Below are 22,028 nucleotides of genomic sequence, written 5' to 3'. Positions count from 1 at the left end.
ATCATGCCCTCTCTGCAAATGCATTGATTGCGTAGCCACGACCACCAGCAAGGTCACCCAGCAGCGCCATCACGGCAGGATAGGACGGCGTGAAGACTTCACCTTCTGCGACCGCATAGGTCATGGTTACAGCACCTTCCACACGTTCAGTTTTCACAGCGGCTTCGCGCACGCTGGAGAGTAAATCGCCGTCGATTGCCTCTACCGCCAGCATGCACTGTGCGGTTATAACCTGCCGTGGAACTTCATCCGGCGGGAAATCATGCTCATCCAGAACGACATTCACGCGTGGCCAGGCCAGAGCCTGTCTCGGGTCAGCTTTTGAGCCAACCCAGTCCAGACCTTCCAGATAATCCATGGCCTTAATCAACAAAGGTGTGAGCTTGTCAGGCAGTTCAATGCCGCGTATTTCCGCAAATGAGGCAAGATCCTCTTCACTGGCGTAGCTGTTGGCATCAGGAGAGGTGATATCGGTATTGACCATCGAATCATCCTGTTTATGGGGCTTTCGCCCCATTCGTTATTCCCCGGAAGGAGCAGTGAAGGTGATCTCTTCAGTGGTTTTCGCCACTCCATCTACAGTACCGGTTACCGTGAAGGTTCCAGCTGCGTCTGATGTGAGTTTCACCGTTGCACCACCAGCTGATCCAGTCTGAGAACTGGCCGTGCTGAGCGTGCCACCTGTGGACGTCCACGCGACGGTTTTACCGGATACACCGGAGCCATTCAGCGTGTACTTCAGAGAAACAGTTACCGCGTCTGTGCTGTCAGCAGTTGCGGAGGTTTTATCCGCTGACAGCGTTACTCCCCCACAGCGGATTCCAGTTTAATCAGCACGCCTGCCGTAGATTTGTTGCTGGTGAAGTGTTTCTTCCAGTTGCCCGCAGTGCCGATGGCGGTCAGGTCAGGGTTATCACCTTTGGCGGTATCCCAGCTGTAGCCCAGCAGATCAACGTTCACCACGCCTTCAGCGCGATAGCCAACCGCAAGGTTTTCCTGATCGTTGATATCGTAGGAACGGAAGCCCGGCGCCTGAGACTCAGTAACGGTCACTGCGCCGGCTACCAGCCCAAGGATCGCATCAGCATCCATGGTGTCGGTCACCAGCACAGGTTTACCCAGCGTGCCCGGCTGCCCGCCGTAAACCACCACGCCCGCTTCTTCGTAAATTTTGTTGGCAATCGCCTCATCCACAATGTCGAAGTAGGTCGCGGAGTGCATCACGAACAGAACCACTCGGTTAAACTTGTCGCCATATTTGCGCAGGCCACGCGTCAGGGTCTTTTTACCGTCGGTCTCAATGTCGGCGGTTACGACCATGTCGGCGTTAGCAGCAATCGCCGCAGTCAGCGCTTTCAGGCCATATTTCACATAGCCTTCCAGCGTGGCATCTGCGACATCAACGCCGATCACTTCGGAGAACTCATCAACGGAGCGGCCACGGCGTTTAAAGGCCTCTTCCGTGGTTTCATACGGACCGTATTTCCACGGTGCTTTGACGGATACGGATTCACCGGCACCGATTTTTTTACCTGTGACTTTATCGACAGAGTTCACATTGCGCGATTCGATGGAACCACCAACTTTGTAGAAGGCGCGTTTACGGAAATCGCCTTCAATCAGTTCATTATCCAGCAAAATCGCACCGTTGGAGGAAGCGTTGAACACTTCCAGGTTGTCCTGGCGACGCTCAAGAAACGCGGTCTGCGCCAGATCGTCGTAAATAACCAGGTCGGAATTAACAGTCGTTGCCATGGTTTGAATCCCTTATTTCGGAAGTTTGAGGAAGGCCTGCTGGCCGTGTTTGCGGATGTAGTCCGCTTTGTCGCTGGCGCTCATTTCGGAACGTTTCAGACTTCCACCACCATTTGGCTTGTGTCCGCCCGCGCCCGTGCCTTCTGCGCGCGGGAACAGATGCGGAGCCGTCTCCTTGAGTGACTCCGCCCACTCAAGCGGGCTTAGTGGGGTTTTGCCATCTTTGCCGAACAGAACATCGCCATTTGCATCAACCGCTACGGCCTCGCCTTCGTCGTTGAGCTGGAATGTGCCTTTGGCACGCAGAATAAGATCGTCAGAAGCTTCAGGCAGCGCGCCCGCTTTGGAGGCTGCTGCACGGATTGCATCCCCGAGAACCCGATCCCGGAATTTGTTGGAGAACGCTTCAGCTTTTTCCGCGCGTTCGTTTGCCGCTTTGATCTGCTTATCAACGTCAGCACGCAGGCGCTCGGTACGCTTATCCAGCACCTCATCAATTTTCCCGGCGGCGATAAGCTTCGCCTCTTCATCGTCAGAAAAACGCTGGAGTATGCCGCGTACAGCGTCTGGATCGATCCCGTCAAAGCGCGACAGATTTTCTTTTTGCTGCTTGATGGTGCCCAGCAGCTCAGAGTTTTTCGATTTCAGGCCTGTGACTTCACTGGTCACACGCTCATCAATCAGCTTCTGGATTTCGGGGGTGATTTCGATACCACCGCCACCACTGCCCTCACCGTCGTTTTCAGGTGCGTAATATTTCAGAAGCATGTTTCGAATTAACATAATTTCCCCTCGGGATTTTCTCGGGCCTCGCCCATAAAAAAAGCCCCGGCGGATGCCAGGGCTCAGAGTGTTTGTTTAACGCTTAATCAGGGTTGTTTAGTCGGGTGTAAACCGAGCCGATCAGGACGCCAATCATCCTGCCTTCAGGCGTAGCCTCGCCAGCCTCTTTGCAGATAGCATCCAGTTGTTCGATAACGTCATCCGGTAAAGGCTCCATATGAGCCAGCTCTGACGCTTTTTTCAGGAACGGGAGTGTTGTTTCAGCCACTTAAGGATCTCGGGGTTGATAGTGTCATTCTGGCCGCTCATAAACGCCGATACGATCTCAGCAAAAAGTTCTTTCGGTGATTCTGCGGCATAGGCGCTGAGAGCACGCCACCAGCCATCATCATAAGCACTTTCAACCAGTGCACCAACTTCAGGCCGGGAATAATACAGATGATGTCCAAGTTCATGCCACACGGTGCCCTTCACCGATGCCACCGCAACATACGGCAACTCCGCAGGCGAAACATCCAGTACATCCTGAGACAACGTGGACGACGCAACTGATGGCCTGACCATCATTGTCATATCGATTCCTGCGCTGTTCTTCAGAATATTTTCCCATTCACCGCTGTCCATCGCCCACCTGGAAAGGTGCACGGTTCGTGAGGATGATTCATAAGCGCCAGCAGCAGACGCCGGAACATCCAGAGTGTTACCGAACGCCGAGACGGGTTGGAGTCCAAACCGATGGATCACATCGAAGGCAGCCTGCGCCGCCTGTTTCGCCTCATCCAGTGATACACCATCCGGGAACTTCACATCCTGCGCCACACGCCCGGTCATCCACTCCACCAGCTCATCCAGGGTACGGGAGGATTCAAGTGTCGGGGCTGCCCCGGAACGCTCCTGAAGCTGTTCGAGGCTTATCCATTCACCCTTGTCCGTGTACATTTCGCCAAGGTCGATTTTACCCGCCCGGAACATCCGTCCACGCTCACCCCCCAGAACCTGATCCTGTCGCTGCGCCGATTGTCGCCTCAGCCATTCCAGATACGTGGTTTTCGCCGGTACCTGTCCGTCCATGCTGGCGCGGGTCCCCTCGTCCATCTCGTCTATATCGATGCCGAGTTCGCGCCACGACTTCAGAATCAGGGTTTCGGTAGAACGGCAGCAGAAATGAATTTTCCCGGGTCCTTGCAGGTAAGGTACCTTATGCCCGACCGGTTTATTATCCAGGGTGTAGCGCAGCAGGTCGCGAATGATGCAGTCGTGGCTGGTTTTATTATCCAGCGTAGACAGCCACTGCTTACCCTTCACGATGTCGCTGTTGGCGCTGGTGAAGCTGTTGCGCGCGGTGGCAGCCAGATGATTAACAGCAGTTTTAGCGATGCTTGCGGCGTTTGCCCTGCTCATCTGAAGCGCGCCGTCGCGATAGTCTTTATTGGCATGGCCGCGCACGCTTCGGGCGATGGTTTCAACCGTGTCGCCAGCAAGGTAGCCACGGCGTACAGCGTTTATGACCCGCGCCAGCCTGTCCGATTCCAGATTCTCCGCCCACTCACTCAGCAGGCGCCCCTGAAATGGCTGAGCCATCGCCGCGGCATAAACCATATCGGCGGTGATTCCCTGTAGCGGGTAGCGTGCCAGCACCTGTGAGGGAAGAAGGGAATCGAACAGGCTCAGCTGGTAACTGACCTCATTCCTGGAAAGCGCAAGCAGTTCCCCTTCCAGCCCGGACTGCATTGAAGCGACAGCCTGATGGTTAAGTTCGCGTACGCTGCCGAGCAAGCTTTCCAGACGTCTAACCGTGAAGCTATCAGCCGGAAGCCGATCCAGTGCATCCAGCAGACGGGCAGATAGCTCTGCGTCAGTCTCGTTAAGCAGCTTCACCATCCGGTTAGCGACACCTGTCGCATAGCGGCTAATCCAGACGGAATGAGCAATGGCCTCATCCCGCAAACTTTCGTTGACTGTTGCCATATCAGCCCCCGGTCAATGAGGGCGCCTGATTGCGGAGCGCATCAATCACATCATCCGGGCTGTCTGCCGGGTTGATGAGGTCGAGTTTCTGAAGTGCCCGGATCATGTCAGTATCGCGCAGTGCGCCGGACTGCCAGGCGTTCACAATGGCGGTGACCATCCCGGATTCGGCAACCTTCGCTATAAATTCCTGGTTGATGATGTAAGCTGGCTCATCCCCATTAATGCCCAGGTACTTTGCACACCAGCCCAGCGCCAGCGTGTAAGCCTCAGAAACGTTCGAAACGCAGATACCTAGCACCGATGTTGATGATGTCTGCTCACCGCTCGCCTGGGTGGCAGTCTTGGCCGTGGCGTTCTGCTCAATCAGTCGGGCGCCCAGCTGCACCATGTAATCGCGCTTGCTGTCCATGGCCTCTTTAGCCAGCATGTTCGGCTGCGCCTGGGCATAGCCAAACGAGCCTTCTCTGGGAAGCATTAGCGGTGAACGGGAACCAATTTTTACTCCGGCCTTCTCAAGGTAATCGCGCCAGTTGGTATCAAGCCCAGTCATATACGGCTGCACCTGACCACAGAACCACACGCTGTCCTCATAGTCAGCGCTGTTTCGATAATGGCCATGGTTTATCTCCACCAGCGCGGCCAGCGGTGAATCATCGATAGTGGGATCGTTGTTCTGGGCGCCGACAAAGGTAAACGGAATTTCATCCCAGTAGTCCTTTCCTTTAGGCTTCGGATGATATTCGCTGTCGACGGTGTAGGTTCCGCTTGCTGTGCCATCAGCCCGGCGCCATACCCGGCATATGAACCGCCCTTCTTCCAGCGCCAGCTCCCGGTACTGTATTTCATCCTTGTAAGCATAACCATCCGGCTCTTCTACGCATTCACGCAGGACCACCAGCACCAGCTGATCGCGCCCGTTAATTCGCTTTGTCCGCCAGTTGATGATGTTCTCTGCCGGATAGCGGAGGATGATCGCTTCGTCGGATGCTTCTGCATAGTCAACATAAAGCCCCTCTCGCGCCACCTCCAGCACGTTCTCGGCCACCAGCTGCGACTGTTGATAGATGCTGGTACCAGCACCGTCAGCATTATCCAGCAAGTATTTCAGCTTTTCAGGACCGTTAAAGGTGGGATCCTTTCGATATGCCATGCCAAGCATGCCGATCTTCGTATTACCCGCAATGGCGTAAAATACAGCGCGGCGCAGATAATCTTCATTGCGTTTACGGTTGCGCGTGGATTTATCGGTTGGATCGAGATAAGGCAAATACTTATTGCCCGCCGCTTTTACGGCCTCAGCGCCTTTGCAAAAATCTCTGTATTTCCGCCAGGCAGCAGAAGCCGCCCGGTGTTCTGGTCGAACCCAGGTGATGTCGTCGTTTGCCATATCAGAAAGTGGTGTCCATGGTGATTGAGTATGCGGGTTTCACGATGGGGTAATCCTTCACAATGAAGTACCCACCAGCATCATTGGGGTGATCGTTATCAGCTTTTTTGTCCGGCTCTCCGTTCGCTGCCCAGACCTGTTGTTCGAGGCTTTCGGTGTAGACCGGGCAATTCTGGACGTTCACCAGATAACGGCGCTCGCCGTTGGCGTTACAGAACATGGCGTTCATCGAGTTGATGCGGTCTTTAACCGGCGGGTTGGCATCATCAACAATGACGCTGAATCCGGCATCGTTGAGCTGAGCGATATCGGTCTTGCTGGCGTTCTGGGACTTGCGGGAGTCGCCAGAGGCATCCGGATAGATGTAAATCTCCCGGCTCTTTACGTAGCGACCATCCTCGAAGCGCCAGAACTCTTCCTGTATACGCTTAATCATCGCCGGCGTGTCGTAGACCTTCACCAGCTCGCGAACCGCGCGCGGTAGCCCGTTACGCTTTACGTGAACAATCGCGGCCATTTTTCCAACGTTGAAGTCCATACCGATAAACAGCGGATCCCCATCCTGAATCTCGTCAGAACAGTTGTTCAGCTTACGGTTAAAGGTGTGGTAAATGGTCCCGCTGTTAAGGTTCGTAAACTTCCCGCGCAGGTAAGCCTGAATCAGTTCATCAGGATAAGAACTCAGCAGCGAAGGGATGTAATCCGCGGGCAGGTTCTTCGCGTTATCGAAGGTGCTGGCCTGTATCAGACCGTACAGGGCCGAGAGCTCTGGTTTTTCACGCACCGCCTTAACGAACTGCTGGTAGACGAATTTGAAGCCTTCCGGCGTTGTGGTGACATCGATGCCGTTACGCAACCCGTCGAATTTGTAACGCATACGGGCAATGATTTTTCGCCAGGCCTGCTGCGCTTTGGCAGCCGCCATGACGTCCAGTTCATCCACCATCGCGTTACCGATTTTGAAACCGACTATCGAGCCGGGCTTCTCCATTGAGCGGCAGATTGTGGTCCCGCGGTATCGTCGCCCCTCGTAGAAGTGAACCTCTTTGTTCCCCTCATTGATTATGACGCTCAGCCCCCAGTCAAAGGCCACTTCCTCAATCGTCGGGTAGAAGATGTCACGGATCTGCGGGTACGTTGGCGCGAAATAACCCTGGTTGATTTTAGGGTGCTCCCACATCCCCTTACAGATGCCCCCACACCCCACCCACGTCTTACCGGAACCGAACCCGGCAACGTAGGCTTTGAATTTGTGCTGCATCGCGAGGAAACGCGCCTGAGGAATGTTAAGTGTCGGGCTGATCCCCATCTTCCGCCCTCGCGTCCACTACGTTGATATTGATCTGAACTGGGGTCGGTTCGTCATCATCACCATCACCGGCCAGCTCTTTGCGGAGTTTTTCCACCTCCAGCAGCCGGCGGTCGATTTCGATCTGCTGGAGACGCTGCGCGAACTCGCTATCCGCCAGGCCGAGCCGCTTCATTACCGCTTCGAACATTCGCTCACGGCTGATAGTGGTTATCTCGACGCCATTCTTGCCGATCTTTACGCCGGAGTAAGCGAGCCGAGAAGTTGCCGGGAGCTTGCGTGTATCCGGGAAATAAGGCTGGCCGATGCCGTCACCGTTACAGCGCGGACAGCCAGGGTTAGGCTCTCGGGTGTGATCGTAGCCGTAACCTCCAACATCGACTGGCTCACGCTTATCGCGTTCTGTAGCTTCGAGGCGCTTCTCTTCGAATTCCACCATATCGCGCCACTGGTAATGGTGACCGAAGCCCCAGCAGTAACGACACGCGCCGCGGCGATACTGCGAAAGTTGGTTTGCATCGAAGGTGGCAAGCTGCCACATCTGTGCGAGGACTTCATCGGCACTGCCAAGCGTGCGCTCAATGGAGGCTTTTTGCTGCTGCGCAATTGCCTGCGCAACGTTAGGATTCGCTATTAGCTGACGACCATAGTTTGGGTCACTATAGCCAGCACGTGCAGCGGCTGCCGTGGCGTTATTATCCTTCAGGTATTCAGCAATAAAGTGCTTTACCTTCGCGCTTAGCTTTATAGCCACCAGCTCATCTGCGCTTTTATCATTCTGCGCAGTGCGCACTATCTTTTGCGGGTAATTTTTTGTATTTTGCGCAGCAGTTTTCTTGATATAGCGGCGAGCAGTTACATAATTAAGATTATGTGTCTCGCACCATTTCTTAGGGGATATGCCAGTAGCAGCGTGATCAGACAGGAACCGCTTCTGCAGCTCGCCCCAGTCCGGCTTAGCCATTGTCACCTCTAAACTAAATGAACTTTAGACGTCACTCACAGCTTCAGTGTTTGAAGCAAGGAAGTATTTTTCTCAAAGAAATCTTGAAATGAGGATTTAAGCTTATGAAATATGTATAACTATGATGATGTTCACAAAATCAAGGCCAATCTCGAGTGGATAGTGCATCATGCCTCTGCCCGGTCACATTTGCGCACTGAGCATGACCAATTAGTGATTTCCGATCTAATGGAACTCATCCAGACTTATGAAACTCTTCTGGACCTTGTAAGCAAATTTGGTGCTTCCGCCTTAAATTCGGAAATCATAGCGGGTCTATCAATCACAGAAGAATTCATTGCTAAAGTTAAGCGGAATGAGGGTGCGATGTGAGCGACCAACACATTGTGAGGCGATTGATTTGTGTTTTGAAGCTTCAAACTGGTGGATTGCAGTTTGAAGCTTGGGCTATTTAATTGCCGTACATCCGATTGAAAAGCGCATTTTTCATCGCATCAGAATCAATCGGATCCAGGTTTAACCAGGTCAATGTCTCTTGGTTCTTTTCTGCATTGAAATCAGAAAACACACCATGGATATCACCGTTATCAGGTGAGTAGAGAACAGCAATATTCTGTTCTGGACAACTATGAGGTTTACACCCTGACAGTGCAATATACTTTTTGCCTGCAACTGTAACTTCGGTTGATGGCGTGCTTGTGCCACCACTTTTTACCCATTCAGGTAATTTGTTTTTACTAATAAGCTGGGAGTAGCTTTTAGAGGTGCTTTTTGCACTGGCGAAGTCAGAGAGATACTGCCCCTCGTCAGCAACAGCACTGAACGAAACCAAAGCTATAGCAGCGATAATCACTTTAACCTTCATGTTATTCCTCGTTCCATAAAAACACTTCAACTCTATACCTTTGCCGTCGCTATGTCAGCCTTATGGATAATCAGAGTATTTAATGATACTGCCCAGCACAAATGGTTAGGTAAGGATTATCTTAATCACTAGCGCTTATGCTTGTTAATTACTGGCTGACTGCCAAGCTCTTCAAGACTCTGATGAGGAGATTGCCATCTCCAGGGAACCATCTATAAAAAGAGCAAGTAGAACTGAGACTCCTTTTGCCCTCCTAGTTGGGGGCATTTTTTATCACTTATTCGCGATAAGTATTATCCAGCCTACCAGTTGTTGATCTGCGGTTCGTTTAGATGTGGTGCCGGGTGCCTCCCGGTGAGCCTTTAGGTTAACCAACCATGACCCGCTTGCTTCAGAAATTCACGATGCCCTCATGAAGAAGAGTCGTCAGGTTAATTAGCCCCGCCGCTGAGGGGGATTCACCACGGTCTAACTGTAACACATGAATGGCGATCGAGTGCGGAGTTGTGAGACTTTGCTACGGTTAAAGTCCAGAGGAGAGACTGTGTCAGAGCCTCATGGATGAGGTTCTATTTTACATCGGTCTGCTTATCCCAGCCCTCCTGGAATTCGGTCGGGTTGCCGCCCCCTGCGAACAATGATTATTTTACGTGCTGCCTTTCCTTTTCAATTTTACGTATTGCTGCTTTATCAAGATTGCATTGCCCTAGCGCCGTTATGAGCTGAGCGTTTAACTCCAGACTCGCCTGCCACGTGAACGGAACCACCATTCCGGGGATTGGGGTCACTGCGGTCAGGTCAGCGCTTATCGGTACCAGCGGCGCCGGTACGTACACTGTCTGCGTATTCCCGCAGGCTGTTAGCTGCGGCAGAAGGAACAAGCTGCTTAGCGCACAGATCACCTTCAAGCTCCTGCCTGATATAGACAATGTGCGTCTCGCCCTTTTGGGCCAAGTCGTTCTTTGCATTCTGAGTTGCCTGTGAAATGTCACGGATGAGGTTCATTGCGATGATCACGTTGTTGGTGATCGCTTCTGATGTATCTGCCCTGACCGTCGCTTTATCGCGCTGGTCTCTATAGGTAATCGCATTGCCACGGTAGTGGTTAATAGCCCAAACCATGAAAATCATCAGACAGATAACGACAGCGCAAATGATTGCTGTAAATCGGCTCATTTCTGGCCCCACTCGCAAACTTCACGTTCAATCTCACGCCGGGTTACCAGGCCCTTCCACTGCTTGCCGCCCGCATACGTCCATCGTTGCAGTTCTTTGCATGCTCCCAACACGTCACCGGCGTTCAGCTTCTTCAGCAGCGTGGAGCTGGCGAAAGCACCAGAGCCAACGTTGTAGGTGAAGGTGTAAAGCGCGGCGCGGGTAGGTTCAGGAATGCGAACTTTGATCAGCGGGTCGATAGCATTTGCCACCTTACGCAGGTCGGATTGAAGCAAAGCGTCACATTCTTTATCGGTGTAGCGATGACCGCGGCGAACGTCAGCGCCGGTGTGACCATCGCAAACAGTCCAGACGCCGACGACATCCTGATAGGCGTAATATTGTCGCCCTTCCAGGCCATCTGCATTGCCCAGCATGACAGCTGCAATAGAGATAGCTCCGGATCCGCCAACAATGGCACCCACCAGCTTATTTCTGAGTGTCGGGTTCATCTCGGCTCCTGCTTCGGCGGTTTTCTTCACGGATCTTGAAATACAAATTCGTAACATACGTAAGTACAGCGATAACTATGCCCACCAGCACGCCTATGGCGTTCCACTGCTCAGGGCTGTATGCGTTCAGAATGCCGTTTAACACGCTCCCCGCAGAAGCCCCGTAAGCGGCGCCGGTAGTTATTTTATCCATTCGTAACATCTCTCACCTCCGATAGTCCCGAGGTGTTATTGATAGGGACGATCAGGCTCTCGGGCTTGTACTAACAACAAGAATGGTCGAGTGTGATGGCCAAGAGCCTGAAATAAAAAAGCCGCAGCATCAGCGCATCAAAGTCCACATAGCTACGACTCAGATACAAAAAAGCCCCGGCTTTATGCCGGGGCTAGAGGGATTTGGACTGACCTCGCGGATAATTCCAACTTACCGCCGTCCATTGGCGACGAGGCCAGTGGCGCGGAATATTATAGATGTCAGTGCTTTTGGAATTAGCAATCAGTGCTTAAAGGGGCATGCAGCGGCCCGCTGATTATTTCTGCCTCACCATTGTGACAAATATCATCACCTCGAGTCAGATGCCAGACACCAGTTATTGTCTGGCCCGTTTCAAGGTCCTCGGTGACACCGGCGGTGTAGTAAGCAACCTGCACTATGCCGTTGTGCTGTATCCAGTAGAAACCTTCTTTCATTGCCATCTCCTCGGTGTGAGGATTTGATTATATGGCAGCGGTGTGAGTGTTGGTGTTAGAAATACTAAATCGTTAATTAAGTAATTCCTTGGACCGCCATCGAGGTGTCAAGCAATAAGCACAGCTCCGTGTTCTTTCCAGTTGAGCTGATGGCGAAAAAAAAGACCAGCAATAAGCTGCTGGTCATGGGTCATGCAGTTGTCTCTGCGAAGCGGGTGTATCCCCACCCAGTGTTTTCAGTATCGAGAGCATTATCAAATGCCTATTAAAGATAGTTCCTTTGATGAAACATATGCCAAATGGTTTGTGCCTCCCGAATTTTTTAAGAAAGTTCTTAGCCCAACCGTAAACACAAACTCATTCTAGGTTGAGCTGGTTGTGCAAGAGGTAGGTCATAAAGCAAAAAAGCTGCCTTTGGGCAGCCTAAAGATAAAGAAATTAAAGTTGTGGTGCCGGGTGCCTCCCGGTGACTCTGCGCTAGACCACAGAACCGCGTTCCATAAACCCGACTGGTTTTGCCTAGCCGCCCCACCGCTTAGGGGGATTCACCACCCGAGCACTCTACGTGGCATAGTGCTTAAAAGATACATTTAATTTACTATTTACAAAATAATAAAAACCCCGCCGAGGCGAGGTTCAGAATTTTTAACTATGGATATATAAAGCCCATCGTTAGACCAAAATTACCACAGTTTAGGGAAAAGTAAATAGCTCACGATAAATTCACGCCCTATTTTGTTATCTGCTTCAGCTGCGCATCAGCCCACGCCTCTTCGATATCAAACTTGGTGATGAGCTGGTCGTAGAATGGCTTAACAGACTTCTTCCAGGTATCGAGGCTGATCGCATCCGTTATCTGGCACACCGCGGCGTAAGCCTCAGTGGAAGGAATTCGTTCATACCCCCGCCCGCTGCAGCGCTTACAGTCAGCCATAACCGGCACACCCTGCTGTTCAGTAAGGACCTGATTAACGGCTTTCCCGCGTCCATGGCAATCTCTACAGGCGCAACTTACTACCTTCCTACCCTTACACTGAGGGCACAGAACGCGCGCTATCTCCCTGACCTGTCTGCGAATCTCAAACTCAGAAGGTCGAACATCTTTGACGCCCATGAGCAAAGACATCTTCACAAACTTCTTCTCTTTTGCCGGAGTGTGAGACTTCGTGCTGAAAACCTCCGCATCAACAAACCCTTCCCCATTGCAGCCATCGCACTGCTTCACGCTGGCGGCGCTGCGGGAATAGTCCTCGAACGCGATGGTGGCCAGCTGGTGCATTACCATTGGTTTAATTTCTGCATCAAGCTTCTGTAATGCCGCAACCCGGTCACATTTTGTCAGCGCGAACTGGGCCAACAATTCGATCGCCCTCTCCCGGTCATTATTGCTGATCCCCATCTTCCCGAGAAAAGCGCTATAACCCATGGCGGCCCGTTCCTGCGTCATGCCCATAGCGGCCATAATATCCGTTCCGGTTAATGAGTCTGACGCAGTAGCACGCGGAGTGACGCTAATCATTGTCGATTTGGCGAAGTGATATTTGAGGGTATTTTCAAGATTCATGCGGTCTCCAGCTCAGTAATGGTGAGTTCTAATTTCCCGCCCTTAACAACAGGCATCTTCACAACTCGATAGTCGACTACCTGGCAGTCATCCAGCCAGAATCCCGCCTTGGTTAAAGCGTCGAATGCAGCTTTTTGCAGGTTATCCAGATCGCGGCGCCGGCGGTCGGGCATGTGACATTCAATTCGGATTTTGAGTGGTGCAGCCGTTCGGATGTTTAGCCTGGCGCTTTGAATGACACTGGCCACGGCATAGCGGTACGCAACGCCATCAGCGCTAATGTGTGTACGCCCCCGGTTGTGCCGGTAATATCGGTTGTTACTCGGTGGCCAGGGCAAAGTGATTTGATATGTTTTCACGTTCACCCCCACATCCGGTTTCGCCAGCGGCTGTCCGGGCGCGCTGGTGTATTTGAGGTCGGCAAGAATGCACTTACAATCCAGGTCACGTAATCCGGGTTTAGGCTGCGCTCAACACGAACTCCGCGCGCCTTGTAACGCTTAACCAGTTCGTCGGCCTGTTCGGTGCTGCAATCGGTGTGGTGGAACCAGGAATACTTCATACCATCACCCCGCGAAGCCAAGCAGCTGCGCGGCGACATTTTCGGCCTCATCGCGACTGCGGAATGAACGGGACAGGACCCACCGCCAGAGGACATCGAGCGCGGCTTTATAGAGCTGCTGGAACTCGATTTCGTCCATGTTCGCGAATGAGATGCTGCGAGGATGCTTTTTAAGTGTTCCGTCAGGTAGCTGAATGGCATCAAAGTGCCCTGCCTCGACGATCACCCAGGCGCGGTAAGCATCAAAGGATTTGCACAGGCTAATGCCATTCGTGACACGCCGGTAAGCAACCTGTTCCAGATACTGCTCAGCAGCATCGATCAGCGCCCCTTCATTCCCACCATAAGAAGCGAGGAACTTGGCGTACCCGGTGATCAGCTTCCGCTCGTTACTCGAGATAGCCCCGCCGGTTGGTTCCCAGTATTCAAAACCGAGATTGAGAAGCGCGAAAAAGCGCCGGTGAAATGCCGGGTTTCGTACCCGCCTGAACTCGGCAACAAGAACATCGCCGAGCCGGGTTTTAGATTGTAGAATATCGCTGGTCTCGGGCGTAGCCGGGATCAGTATTCCTGAGTGGTGTTTTATAAGTTGTAATTCTAGCGCCATGGTTCTCTCCGTGGCGCATCAGGTATAGGTTGTTCAGGCCTATGAAAGAATAATATCAGACGGTGGTGTAACTCGGTACCCCAGTCTTTTTGCAAACTGCATAAACCCGTTGAGAGTGAATATTTCTTCTTCTTCGAGTAACGGTCGTAATGAAACTATTCCATTTACTCGATAAACCAGATATCTCCCTTCCGCAGGGAAGCTATAGATAACTGCTTTATCGGCCCTTCTGACCACGTCGTACCATTGATCATCTGCATTAAAGGCATCTGCACTACACACTATTTCCCCCAGAGCGACTTATTGACGCGGTAAACAGTAATCGGGAACAGCCAGGGGAACGCAAACAGCGATACTCTTTGAAACTGCTCCAGTGAAATTCACGCGATTAATTAAACCAATCGTCAGCGCTTTCCCAGGTCTCCTGCACGATATGTTCGACCTCTTTCTTGTCACCCCCGAAAACAATCAGCCCATCATGGCTGGCACGCTTAATCGTAAGCTGGCAATCATCAAACTGCTTACTGAGCCTTTTCAGCAGTTCTGACTCGAGCGCAGGTATAGCTCCATCAGGAAGTTTCTTCATGCGATCAATGATTAACTCGATTTTCATTTGTCCCTCCGCAATGAATTACTGTATGCATATACAGCACATTTATAAACGTATCTCACGGATTTTGCAACGCTTTAAGAGTAGAAATGCAAACCTGAGGTCTAAACAAAGGGCCTAAAAGAGCATAGGCTGGCTTTGATTCCCGCTCAAAAGCTCTGTACGGCCCTTTCTCTGAAATTCATCCATGTCGGTTGATCTCTGAATCATTAATAATATCGTTCAAGGCTATGAAGGAGAGCTATGGAGGAAAGATGTTGGGCTGGAAATTACTAATTGGCTTTCTTTTTGTCGCAATCGTTGGGTTAGCACTGTTCGGTTTCGTTTTTTCACTCCAGCAGTTGACGTAAAGAGTATGATCATTCTCTTTAGCATGCCATGCACGAAACGTAAAAAAACCCGCTCAAGGCGGGTTTCTTATGACTTTCACTTATCTGCTCAGGCTTATGCCGTCATCGCTGTCGTAAGTGTTCAGGTCACTCTCAGGTATTACAGCGCAATAACGTTAGCAGCAGCCGGCCCCTTGGCGCCATTCTCAATCGAGAACTCAACCTTTTGGCCTTCATCCAACGTTTTATAATCATTACTCTGAATAGCAGAAAAATGTACAAAAACATCTTTGCTACCATCAGTTGGGCTAATAAAACCGAAGCCTTTTTCAGAGTTAAACCATTTTACTAAACCAGTCATTTTATTTGACATAGATACGTCCTTTAATTTTCTTGAGCCACAACTTGTGGCGAACATGGCCTGATTGCAAATGAGGACTTACTGGGCAATTTGGAGAAGGCTCATGCAGAAGAGTATCTAAGGATAACACTTGAAATGAGGACTGCTTTACTAAAACTGCTTTCATAAGGTCTGTATGCCAAACCGAGGACACATAGTGAACCCTTATGAGACATTAAGCAAGATTAGATTTGTCAGCGATTTACTGAGGAAATTTACAATTCAACGATGTTTTAAATTTGCCTGAGAAGAGTACCAAATTCACGCGCTACTCTTTCTGTCGGGAGAAATGCCGTGCCCTGTCATCCCTATTCAGTTTATACTTCAATCTTAAGAAAAACCGCTAACGATGACGCATAGAGTGTTTGTCTTTCTTATTAAAATCATTCCAGCTTTTGATTTGCTCTAGCTTTAAGCCCTTCTCCATCATTACCGCCAATAAAATTCTGTAGCTTAGAAAATTTAGATTTCGACAAATATCATTAAAGAATAAGAAGTAAGCCTTCAAATCATCATAAGGTCAGCATTTTAGGGGATCAGGCCTTCATCCCCTTCCCCCTTGCAAGGTTAATTTTATCAACACATTCCCTTAATGCTTTGACTTGCTCCGAAGAGAGCTCAGATTCATCAATTGTGTCCAGAAGTGCGTTGAGAGAGCGCTCAATATCGTTTTTAGTCAATCGTAAACAGATAACCTTAATCCAACGTGGCGAGAACTTGCTGAGGCCGATTGCTCTTGTGATGCGCAGTTTCATGAGATGCCTCTTTACCGCCAGTGGTGGCGATTTGTAACTCGGTTATAACACACGTGGAGAAAACTTATGTGACTATTTCGCCTTAGAAATTTCTAAGGGTCGTTTAGCCAGGGTAACCGGGCTTTCAGTGAACGTCTAAGTAGGTTTTCCAGCATGTCACAAAAGCGCCTCGTCATTACCCGAAGCGGCTTATCACGTGAAGGTAGTTTTTACGGTCATACACAGGCTGGAATGTCAGCTTTGTGCCAGGAGCGGACATTGTTATTAATAGCAGCAGACGCCAGCCGGACTCTCTCGTCTTACAGCACTTCAACCACTTCAAATTCTTCTGCGATCAACTCCATATCTTTAGAAAAATGACCTTCGCGGGTAAAAAATCGCTGATGCTCATTTCGCCAGTATTGAAGGCTTAAATCGCCTTCACCTTCTTTGCGGGCAAACTCCTCAGTCACATCACAAAAACGCACCAGTCGCATTGAAACCAGCCGGGTCACGCAGACCGGGGTATTCAGGCCATCAAGGATAATGTTATAGCTTCCAATCCTCGGGGCAGACTTTTCTTGCTGGTAAGAGGCAAAGGATCCGCAGGAGGCCGTTTTAATCCCTTTTTTAATCAGGTCCGCAAGCTCGCTGGCCAGTTCCGGGCTGTCTCCCATTTGCCAGGCATCTGCGCCTGGATACTTTACTTTTAATACCTCAACAGTAGCCATTAAGAGCCCTTTTTAATCGTCGATGAAAAATGTCATACAGAGTTTTAACATGAACTTTCCGGACATTAACATTGATGCTTTCCCTCTGCTACTTTGTCCGCTCTTCGCTCAAAGCGCACCATTGCATCTCTATGCCCTGCCACCAGCTTTCAAGCGAGCATATTTAGCTTTCAAAAGCTCCGCCGGTGTCGGCCCCTTCGGAGCCACTGGAGCTGCCAACGCACGACGAACCGGCGGGATCGGCTTACCGGCCAGCACCCGCTTTTCCCACATATCCAGAATATCGCCGGCTTCACGCTCGAGTTCTTTATGGCTCAGTTGGCCATCAGTTCCCCGGCGCCGCAGCTCGAGGCAGATGTGATAGTAAATGGGCTTAGGCCACGGATACTGCTCGCTGCTCGGGTAACGAAACACCAGCTTGCGCCATTTCCAGTATTCAGCCATTACGTCAGTGGTGGTGATCCCCAGTACGCAGCGCCCTTCCCTGCACCACTTGATGAACTGGCCTGGCGAAGGCAGGAATGGACGCTCCTGACGGCGTACCATGCGCATACCGGCCTCAACCTGCTCCAGAGTGGTGATCCCGTTTTCTTTGAAGGCCAGCACCCACTGGCGGCGGATTTCGTCAACGTCGTCTTGGCTTCGATTAACCAGGCTTGCCGGGAACGCGGCCGCCAGCTGCACAAACAGGCCGTTGATAATCTGCGCCACCTGCTGCGTTTGTTCGCGTTCGGTGTACTTCTCAGGCAGGTTGTGCGCTACGCGGCGGGCCTGTTCCCGGTCAAAATTACGAATACTCTCGGCAAGGTTTTTCATTCCAGCACCCCGTCAATCCAGTCGGTGTTATGCAGGTCAATGCCGCCCCGGTAAGGTTTTACCGCTCCGGTTGCACGCAGCCGTTTGGTGGTTAGCTGATCCCACTGCTTTCGCAGACTCGAAGGGCTCAGGATGTTGTCTTTCCAGAACTCATCCCGGTTGGCCCACTGGAACAGGTCACAAATTTCGTAGTGAGTACGCTTGTCCTGGACACGCATCAGCCTAATGGTGTTTGCCCATTCAGCCCAATTGGGTTCGGATAGCGATGCGTTGACGGTGAGAAGCCTGTCGTAAATCCAGCGTGCGGCCTTGAGGTCATCAGCGGAGCCCCATGATTTACCTGCTGGGGTGTATATCCCGGCGGCAGCTTCTGGATGGCGTGAGAGAAACTTTTGAGTTTTCTGGTTTCGGGATTCGTCAGAATTCCGAGACGAGGATATTTTAATATTGTTCTTGTTATAGTCTTGGGTGTCTACCGTTTCCGGGAAGGTTTTTCCCGTTTTCGGTAACACTTTTCCCGATTTCGGGAAGACTTTTCCCGTTTTCGGTTTGTCTAAAATCCAGGCGGAAAGGTCAGTATTTATACCAACTGTTTTCATCACGCCCTGCTTTTGACTAAAGATAATTTTGCGTTCAGCGAGCGATTTGAGCACATCAGAAACATGCGAATCACTCAGCCCTGTAAGCTCAGCAATCACCGTGTTCGTAACGCGGTCCTGCTTCTTGTTCCAGCCGTAGGTAAGCCAGATCACCGCCTCAAAACATTGCCATTCCCGGCCTGACATTCTCAGACGAGGCTTAAGCTGTTGGATCTCGTTAGCGACCTTGGTATACCCGTTCGACAGGTCGGCCATACGACCTCCCGGTTGTTCGGTTCTGTGGGGGAAATTGATAATTTCAGCTGTGTTTGACATACTTATCTCCGCAATCGTTAGCCACTTTTGCACCTGAAAGTCGGTTCTGTTAGCGCAGACCGGCTTTCGCCTTTTCTGAATTCTTCACATTGCCCCCAGCATGGTTGTGACCATCGCCATTAACGGCGCAGTTAGGTCAGGGTCGACTCTGAACATTTCGAAAATCCCCTCGCCTAACTCCTTCAGCTTTTCCTTCTTTGGTGCATCGAGCATCAGGGCTTGCTTCGCCTCACTGACTTCTTTTTCCAACCTGGCCATGCGGTAGGCAAACGAGTCGTTTTTAACGACACGGTCGCGGTATCGAAGCGGTAAGACAGACATGATCGCGGGCACGAGTTGTTCGACGTTCTTTCGATACGAAGCGGAATCTTCTTTGTTGTCGAGCCAGCGGAACAGCTTCACGTTCCAGACATCGGCCTGGCCTGAGAAATCCACACCATTAAGTTGAAGTTCTTCCGCCGCTTCTTGGATTTGAAGCGCAACAGATACTCGCCCTTCTGATGCAGCCCAAGCCCGGACCGCAGAGCAGATATCGCGATGATCAATATCCCGCGCTGCCGATTCGCTTTGATGACACTGGAATATCAGGGGATTAGAGGAAGCTCTGCTACTCTGTTGAAATGAAACAGTTTGCATTGTTAAGGCTCCTGTTTAGGTAAACCGTCTGTGGGGTTTGGATAGAGATCTGGACGTAGTTCATGCGGAGTTACGCCTGTCATTTTGAAAATGGGAAAAATGAAATGCGGAGGTACCACCCCGTGATCACGATTCTTCCAGTGGCTTACGGACATACTTGTTACTCCAAGCGCAGTGCTTAGTTTCCTGGCAGACCCAGCAGCTCTAATTGCTTTATCAAGTGCGGACATTTTCTTCACCTTCATATTAAAAGCCAGAGTAAACCACAGATTTACACTAAATGCAAACCTTGAGTGTATTGCATGTATAAACCAAATATTTACAATGCCGATATGAGAAAAGAAGAACCCAACTTAGTACTGGTGGATCGCCTCACAGAAATCACTAACCGAGGCATCACCAAAGCAGATATGGCGCGCATAGCCGGAGTCACTCCTCAGGCCGTTAACGGCTGGTTCAAAAAAGGCGTAATTAGTAAGAAATCCGCACTTGCTATTGCAGATTCAGTAGGAGTATCGGTTGCCTGGCTTCTCGGTGAGGACGTCGGCGAAAAAAATGGCATCAAACCTGACGAACAACGATTGCTTGAGCTCTATCGCCAACTTCCTGAAGAAGAAAAGCAAAATATGCTTCGCATCTTTGCGCTTCGTCTTAAAGAACTTGATGAATTGTATGAGAAGTATATGAAAGGCCGTTTAAGAAATAATGGAGAATGATTAACAACCTTCTATGTAGATGTCACTGATTACTCCAACACAAACAAACACTTGAATGTCATTGCTTTCAACGTTGTTGAGATATTCCGAGCAGTGAATCGCTTCATCTGAAAAATAGATTGTTTAGTGATATAATTAAGGAACTAATTATGGCTACACAGCGTACTTCTGGAGATGTGACTTTGCCTAAGTCAATTTGTTTTTTCAACCACAAGGGTGGAGTAAGTAAAACGACTACAACCTTCAATCTAGGATGGAGCATTGCAAGCAAAGGCAAGAAAGTCTTAATGGTTGATTTGGATTCTCAGTGCAACCTAAGTGGAATGGTTCTGGGTTTTGAGAAAATGGACGAAGGCCTTGAAAGCTTTTACGAGAGTCGTGAAAACTTGACGATGGGACCAATTGTCGATTACCTCATAAATGGTGGTCAACCGGAGACTTATCTTTCCCAAGATAAAGGAAAGCTAACTCCAACATTAAATGATAATCTTTTCCTTTTACCGGGGCATTTAAGCGTCTCGGATCTTGACTCGCAAATCAGTGTTTCCCTTAAGATCGCTGCAGGTATCCCTGCAACAAGAAATATTCCTGGCAACCTTCCTAAACTGTTGCAACTTGTAGCTGCGCATAATGAAGTTGATTATATTTTGTACGACCTTAGCCCGAATGTTGGCGGTTTAAATGAAGTAATGCTTATGTCTAGTGATTACTTTATTGTCCCTACTGCTCCGGACTTCTTCTGCTGGCAAGCTGTAAGTTCACTTTCGACTAATATACTGAAATGGTATCGTGAAATCCGTAATTTCAAAGAACAAAATGAATCGCATGCAAGTGCAGCCAGGTCGATTGGAAACAGTCCTAAATTCTTAGGGACGATCCAGCAAAGATATCGACCTCGTAACGGTTCTCCAGCGAAGTCCTTTGAGAAATGGATTGATAACATTAGCCAAGCCGTAGATAATATTTTGGTTCCTCAGTTAACAGAATTAAACTGTGTTATGCCAAGAGAGAAAGTACAAGAGGCGTTAACTCAGACTGAATCAGAATTAGCTGCCTATAATCTGGCCCATATTTCTGACTTCAACTCGTTGATAGCTATTAGCCAACGTTTATCAACACCTGTATTCTCGTTAACGAATCAACAAATTGCCGAAGCAGGCCAATTTGGTCATGCATTAAACACCATGCGGGAAAGCCGTGACCAATTTGCTTATCAGTTCGACAAGTTAGCCGACCGTATTCTTATTCTCACTGCATAATTTACTAACCCGGCCCAGGCCGGGTTTTTTTTACCCTGAACCGCTAAGCAAAATCCATCACTCATTTCCTCCCTCCTGAGCTCAATATCTTTTGCCTTCCTCACATCGTTATCTTCACAAAAATCGAAATGTAAACTGTAGATTTACACCCAAAACAAACTTTTGATTGACATAACTGTAAACCAGTGATTTAATCATTATCACCAAGACGCACTACAAACCACCAAGGCAGGACGCCCACGAAGTAGCCGCCGACGGCATACGAATAGTCGGATGAGGTGGAGAGATTAACGCGCATCAGGTGTAAACGTTCCGCTGGCCGGCGATAAGGCAAACGAGGGTGAGAATGATTGATTTCGCACGCAAACCAGGACGGCAGCAAGCCGTAAAGCTGAACATCTTCGAGGTGATTCTTCGCCGCCTGTGCTACCTGCTGGCGCAAAAGGGGAATCCAGATGTGTAACTCAACAAAATGCGGGTACTGCGGCAAGCCGGTTAAACCGGAGGAAGTAGTCAAAAGTACCCTTCTCTATCGCAACGGCGCACAGCTGGCGCGCAACGAAAAAGAATACTGCTCTGAACGTTGTGCTTCGTACGACCAGATGGCCCACGAGGCATAACGTAAAAGCCGCGCAAGGCGGCCCGTACGTCCGGTGCTTCCGACCAAAGTTACACCGGAAAACTACTTAAAAAACCAAAGTTCACCCAATGGGCGCTTTCTCTGGCCCGGGGATCTTACATCCAAAAAAGAGGATCTCA

The 22,028-nt window shown here is 50.3% G+C and carries 29 protein-coding genes and 2 pseudogenes; 4 read left to right on the top strand and 27 right to left on the bottom strand.

All coding sequences use genetic code 11. From position 1 onward, the window contains the following. Position 1: 1 nt before the first annotated feature. The 27 genes and pseudogenes from IM300_RS06425 to IM300_RS06300 form a co-directional block, all read right to left on the bottom strand. Positions 2-484 carry a DnaT-like ssDNA-binding protein gene (locus tag IM300_RS06425; RefSeq protein WP_193035770.1) on the bottom strand — a complete coding sequence of 161 codons (483 nt, stop codon included), beginning with the start codon at positions 482-484 and terminating at the stop codon, positions 2-4. Positions 485-520: 36 nt separating this feature from the next. Beyond that, positions 521-742: an Ig-like domain-containing protein gene (locus IM300_RS22795; RefSeq protein WP_230200651.1), complete on the bottom strand. Its 222-nt coding sequence runs from the start codon at positions 740-742 to the stop codon at positions 521-523. A gap of 59 nt (positions 743-801) precedes the next feature. Then, entirely contained in the window at positions 802-1,755 is a 954-nt protein-coding gene (locus IM300_RS06415) for a major capsid protein (protein WP_193035768.1), read from the bottom strand. Positions 1,756-1,767: 12 nt separating this feature from the next. Then, entirely contained in the window at positions 1,768-2,538 is a 771-nt protein-coding gene (locus IM300_RS06410) for a hypothetical protein (protein ID WP_102751291.1), read from the bottom strand. Between the two features lie 82 nt (positions 2,539-2,620). Further along, positions 2,621-2,806, bottom strand: coding sequence for a hypothetical protein (locus IM300_RS06405; RefSeq protein WP_048228552.1), 186 nt, complete (start codon positions 2,804-2,806; stop codon positions 2,621-2,623). Between the two features lie 608 nt (positions 2,807-3,414). Beyond that, positions 3,415-4,506: pseudogene (locus IM300_RS06400) on the bottom strand (hypothetical protein); the annotation flags it as partial. Position 4,507: 1 nt separating this feature from the next. Continuing rightward, complete coding sequence (locus tag IM300_RS06395; protein ID WP_131636760.1) at positions 4,508-5,896, bottom strand: DUF4055 domain-containing protein; 1,389 nt, start codon at positions 5,894-5,896, stop codon at positions 4,508-4,510. A gap of 1 nt (position 5,897) precedes the next feature. Continuing rightward, complete coding sequence (locus tag IM300_RS06390; protein WP_193035766.1) at positions 5,898-7,205, bottom strand: terminase large subunit domain-containing protein; 1,308 nt, start codon at positions 7,203-7,205, stop codon at positions 5,898-5,900. Further along, entirely contained in the window at positions 7,183-8,169 is a 987-nt protein-coding gene (locus IM300_RS06385; RefSeq protein ID WP_193035764.1) for a terminase small subunit, read from the bottom strand. The genes IM300_RS06390 and IM300_RS06385 overlap by 23 nt, the downstream gene beginning before the upstream one ends. Positions 8,170-8,620: 451 nt before the next feature. After that, entirely contained in the window at positions 8,621-9,034 is a 414-nt protein-coding gene (locus tag IM300_RS06380) for an Ivy family c-type lysozyme inhibitor (RefSeq protein ID WP_131636763.1), read from the bottom strand. 798 nt (positions 9,035-9,832) lie between these two features. Beyond that, on the bottom strand, positions 9,833-10,210 hold the full coding sequence (locus tag IM300_RS06375; protein ID WP_193035762.1) for a DUF2570 domain-containing protein: 378 nt from the start codon (positions 10,208-10,210) through the stop codon (positions 9,833-9,835). Next, positions 10,207-10,701 (bottom strand): lysozyme, encoded by a 495-nt coding sequence (locus IM300_RS06370; protein ID WP_193035760.1) that lies wholly within the window; start codon positions 10,699-10,701, stop codon positions 10,207-10,209. The genes IM300_RS06375 and IM300_RS06370 overlap by 4 nt, the downstream gene beginning before the upstream one ends. After that, entirely contained in the window at positions 10,679-10,903 is a 225-nt protein-coding gene (locus IM300_RS06365) for a class II holin family protein (protein WP_176610207.1), read from the bottom strand. Before IM300_RS06365 ends, IM300_RS06370 begins: the two co-directional genes overlap by 23 nt. Before the next feature lie 287 nt (positions 10,904-11,190). Continuing rightward, entirely contained in the window at positions 11,191-11,391 is a 201-nt protein-coding gene (locus IM300_RS06360; RefSeq protein ID WP_193035758.1) for a hypothetical protein, read from the bottom strand. A gap of 730 nt (positions 11,392-12,121) precedes the next feature. Continuing rightward, entirely contained in the window at positions 12,122-12,955 is an 834-nt protein-coding gene (locus IM300_RS06355) for an antitermination protein (protein ID WP_193035756.1), read from the bottom strand. After that, on the bottom strand, positions 12,952-13,314 hold the full coding sequence (gene rusA, locus IM300_RS06350; RefSeq protein WP_193035754.1) for a crossover junction endodeoxyribonuclease RusA: 363 nt from the start codon (positions 13,312-13,314) through the stop codon (positions 12,952-12,954). The genes IM300_RS06355 and rusA overlap by 4 nt, the downstream gene beginning before the upstream one ends. A gap of 2 nt (positions 13,315-13,316) precedes the next feature. Next, the gene (locus IM300_RS06345) at positions 13,317-13,517 is read right to left on the bottom strand and encodes a hypothetical protein (protein ID WP_193035752.1); all 201 of its coding nucleotides are present in this window, start codon (positions 13,515-13,517) and stop codon (positions 13,317-13,319) included. 4 nt (positions 13,518-13,521) lie between these two features. Next, positions 13,522-14,124 (bottom strand): DUF1367 family protein, encoded by a 603-nt coding sequence (locus tag IM300_RS06340; RefSeq protein WP_193035750.1) that lies wholly within the window; start codon positions 14,122-14,124, stop codon positions 13,522-13,524. 39 nt (positions 14,125-14,163) lie between these two features. Next, positions 14,164-14,406, bottom strand: a complete 243-nt coding sequence (locus IM300_RS22620; protein WP_224065701.1) for a hypothetical protein — start codon at positions 14,404-14,406, stop codon at positions 14,164-14,166. Between the two features lie 106 nt (positions 14,407-14,512). Further along, entirely contained in the window at positions 14,513-14,737 is a 225-nt protein-coding gene (locus IM300_RS06335) for a DinI family protein (RefSeq protein WP_064910674.1), read from the bottom strand. A 486-nt stretch (positions 14,738-15,223) separates the two neighbouring features. Continuing rightward, the gene (gene cspA / locus IM300_RS06330; protein ID WP_064910676.1) at positions 15,224-15,436 is read right to left on the bottom strand and encodes an RNA chaperone/antiterminator CspA; all 213 of its coding nucleotides are present in this window, start codon (positions 15,434-15,436) and stop codon (positions 15,224-15,226) included. Between the two features lie 563 nt (positions 15,437-15,999). Continuing rightward, a complete protein-coding gene (locus IM300_RS06325) occupies positions 16,000-16,218 on the bottom strand; it encodes a hypothetical protein (protein ID WP_193035748.1) in 219 nt (72 codons plus the stop codon). A 299-nt stretch (positions 16,219-16,517) separates the two neighbouring features. Then, positions 16,518-16,928 (bottom strand): ASCH domain-containing protein, encoded by a 411-nt coding sequence (locus IM300_RS06320; RefSeq protein WP_097418934.1) that lies wholly within the window; start codon positions 16,926-16,928, stop codon positions 16,518-16,520. Positions 16,929-17,057: 129 nt separating this feature from the next. Continuing rightward, positions 17,058-17,744, bottom strand: a complete 687-nt coding sequence (locus IM300_RS06315) for a replication protein P (RefSeq protein ID WP_193035746.1) — start codon at positions 17,742-17,744, stop codon at positions 17,058-17,060. Then, positions 17,741-18,658: a replication protein gene (locus IM300_RS06310; protein ID WP_193035744.1), complete on the bottom strand. Its 918-nt coding sequence runs from the start codon at positions 18,656-18,658 to the stop codon at positions 17,741-17,743. Before IM300_RS06310 ends, IM300_RS06315 begins: the two co-directional genes overlap by 4 nt. Before the next feature lie 84 nt (positions 18,659-18,742). Then, positions 18,743-19,294 (bottom strand): toxin YdaT family protein, encoded by a 552-nt coding sequence (locus tag IM300_RS06305; RefSeq protein ID WP_193035742.1) that lies wholly within the window; start codon positions 19,292-19,294, stop codon positions 18,743-18,745. A 2-nt stretch (positions 19,295-19,296) separates the two neighbouring features. After that, positions 19,297-19,524 (bottom strand): YdaS family helix-turn-helix protein, encoded by a 228-nt coding sequence (locus IM300_RS06300; protein WP_084832179.1) that lies wholly within the window; start codon positions 19,522-19,524, stop codon positions 19,297-19,299. A 72-nt stretch (positions 19,525-19,596) separates the two neighbouring features. On the opposite strand from IM300_RS06300, the gene IM300_RS06295 reads away from it, so the two are divergent. From IM300_RS06295 to IM300_RS22610, 4 genes and pseudogenes are all read left to right on the top strand, one after another. Continuing rightward, on the top strand, positions 19,597-20,010 hold the full coding sequence (locus IM300_RS06295; RefSeq protein ID WP_040022230.1) for a helix-turn-helix domain-containing protein: 414 nt from the start codon (positions 19,597-19,599) through the stop codon (positions 20,008-20,010). A 149-nt stretch (positions 20,011-20,159) separates the two neighbouring features. Continuing rightward, positions 20,160-21,269 (top strand): ParA family protein, encoded by a 1,110-nt coding sequence (locus tag IM300_RS06290; RefSeq protein WP_070533033.1) that lies wholly within the window; start codon positions 20,160-20,162, stop codon positions 21,267-21,269. Positions 21,270-21,576: 307 nt separating this feature from the next. Beyond that, positions 21,577-21,732 (top strand): annotated as a pseudogene (locus tag IM300_RS22615) (hypothetical protein); the annotation flags it as partial. Then, the gene (locus tag IM300_RS22610; protein WP_226842091.1) at positions 21,725-21,889 is read left to right on the top strand and encodes a YdaE family protein; all 165 of its coding nucleotides are present in this window, start codon (positions 21,725-21,727) and stop codon (positions 21,887-21,889) included. The pseudogene IM300_RS22615 and the gene IM300_RS22610, both read left to right, overlap by 8 nt. Positions 21,890-22,028 lie beyond the last annotated feature (139 nt).

Origin of the sequence: Enterobacter cloacae complex sp. I2 (assembly GCF_014896205.1) — a bacterium.
Classification (GTDB): Bacteria; Pseudomonadota; Gammaproteobacteria; order Enterobacterales; family Enterobacteriaceae; genus Enterobacter; species Enterobacter quasihormaechei.
This window is presented reverse-complemented; position numbering and strand designations above follow the sequence as displayed.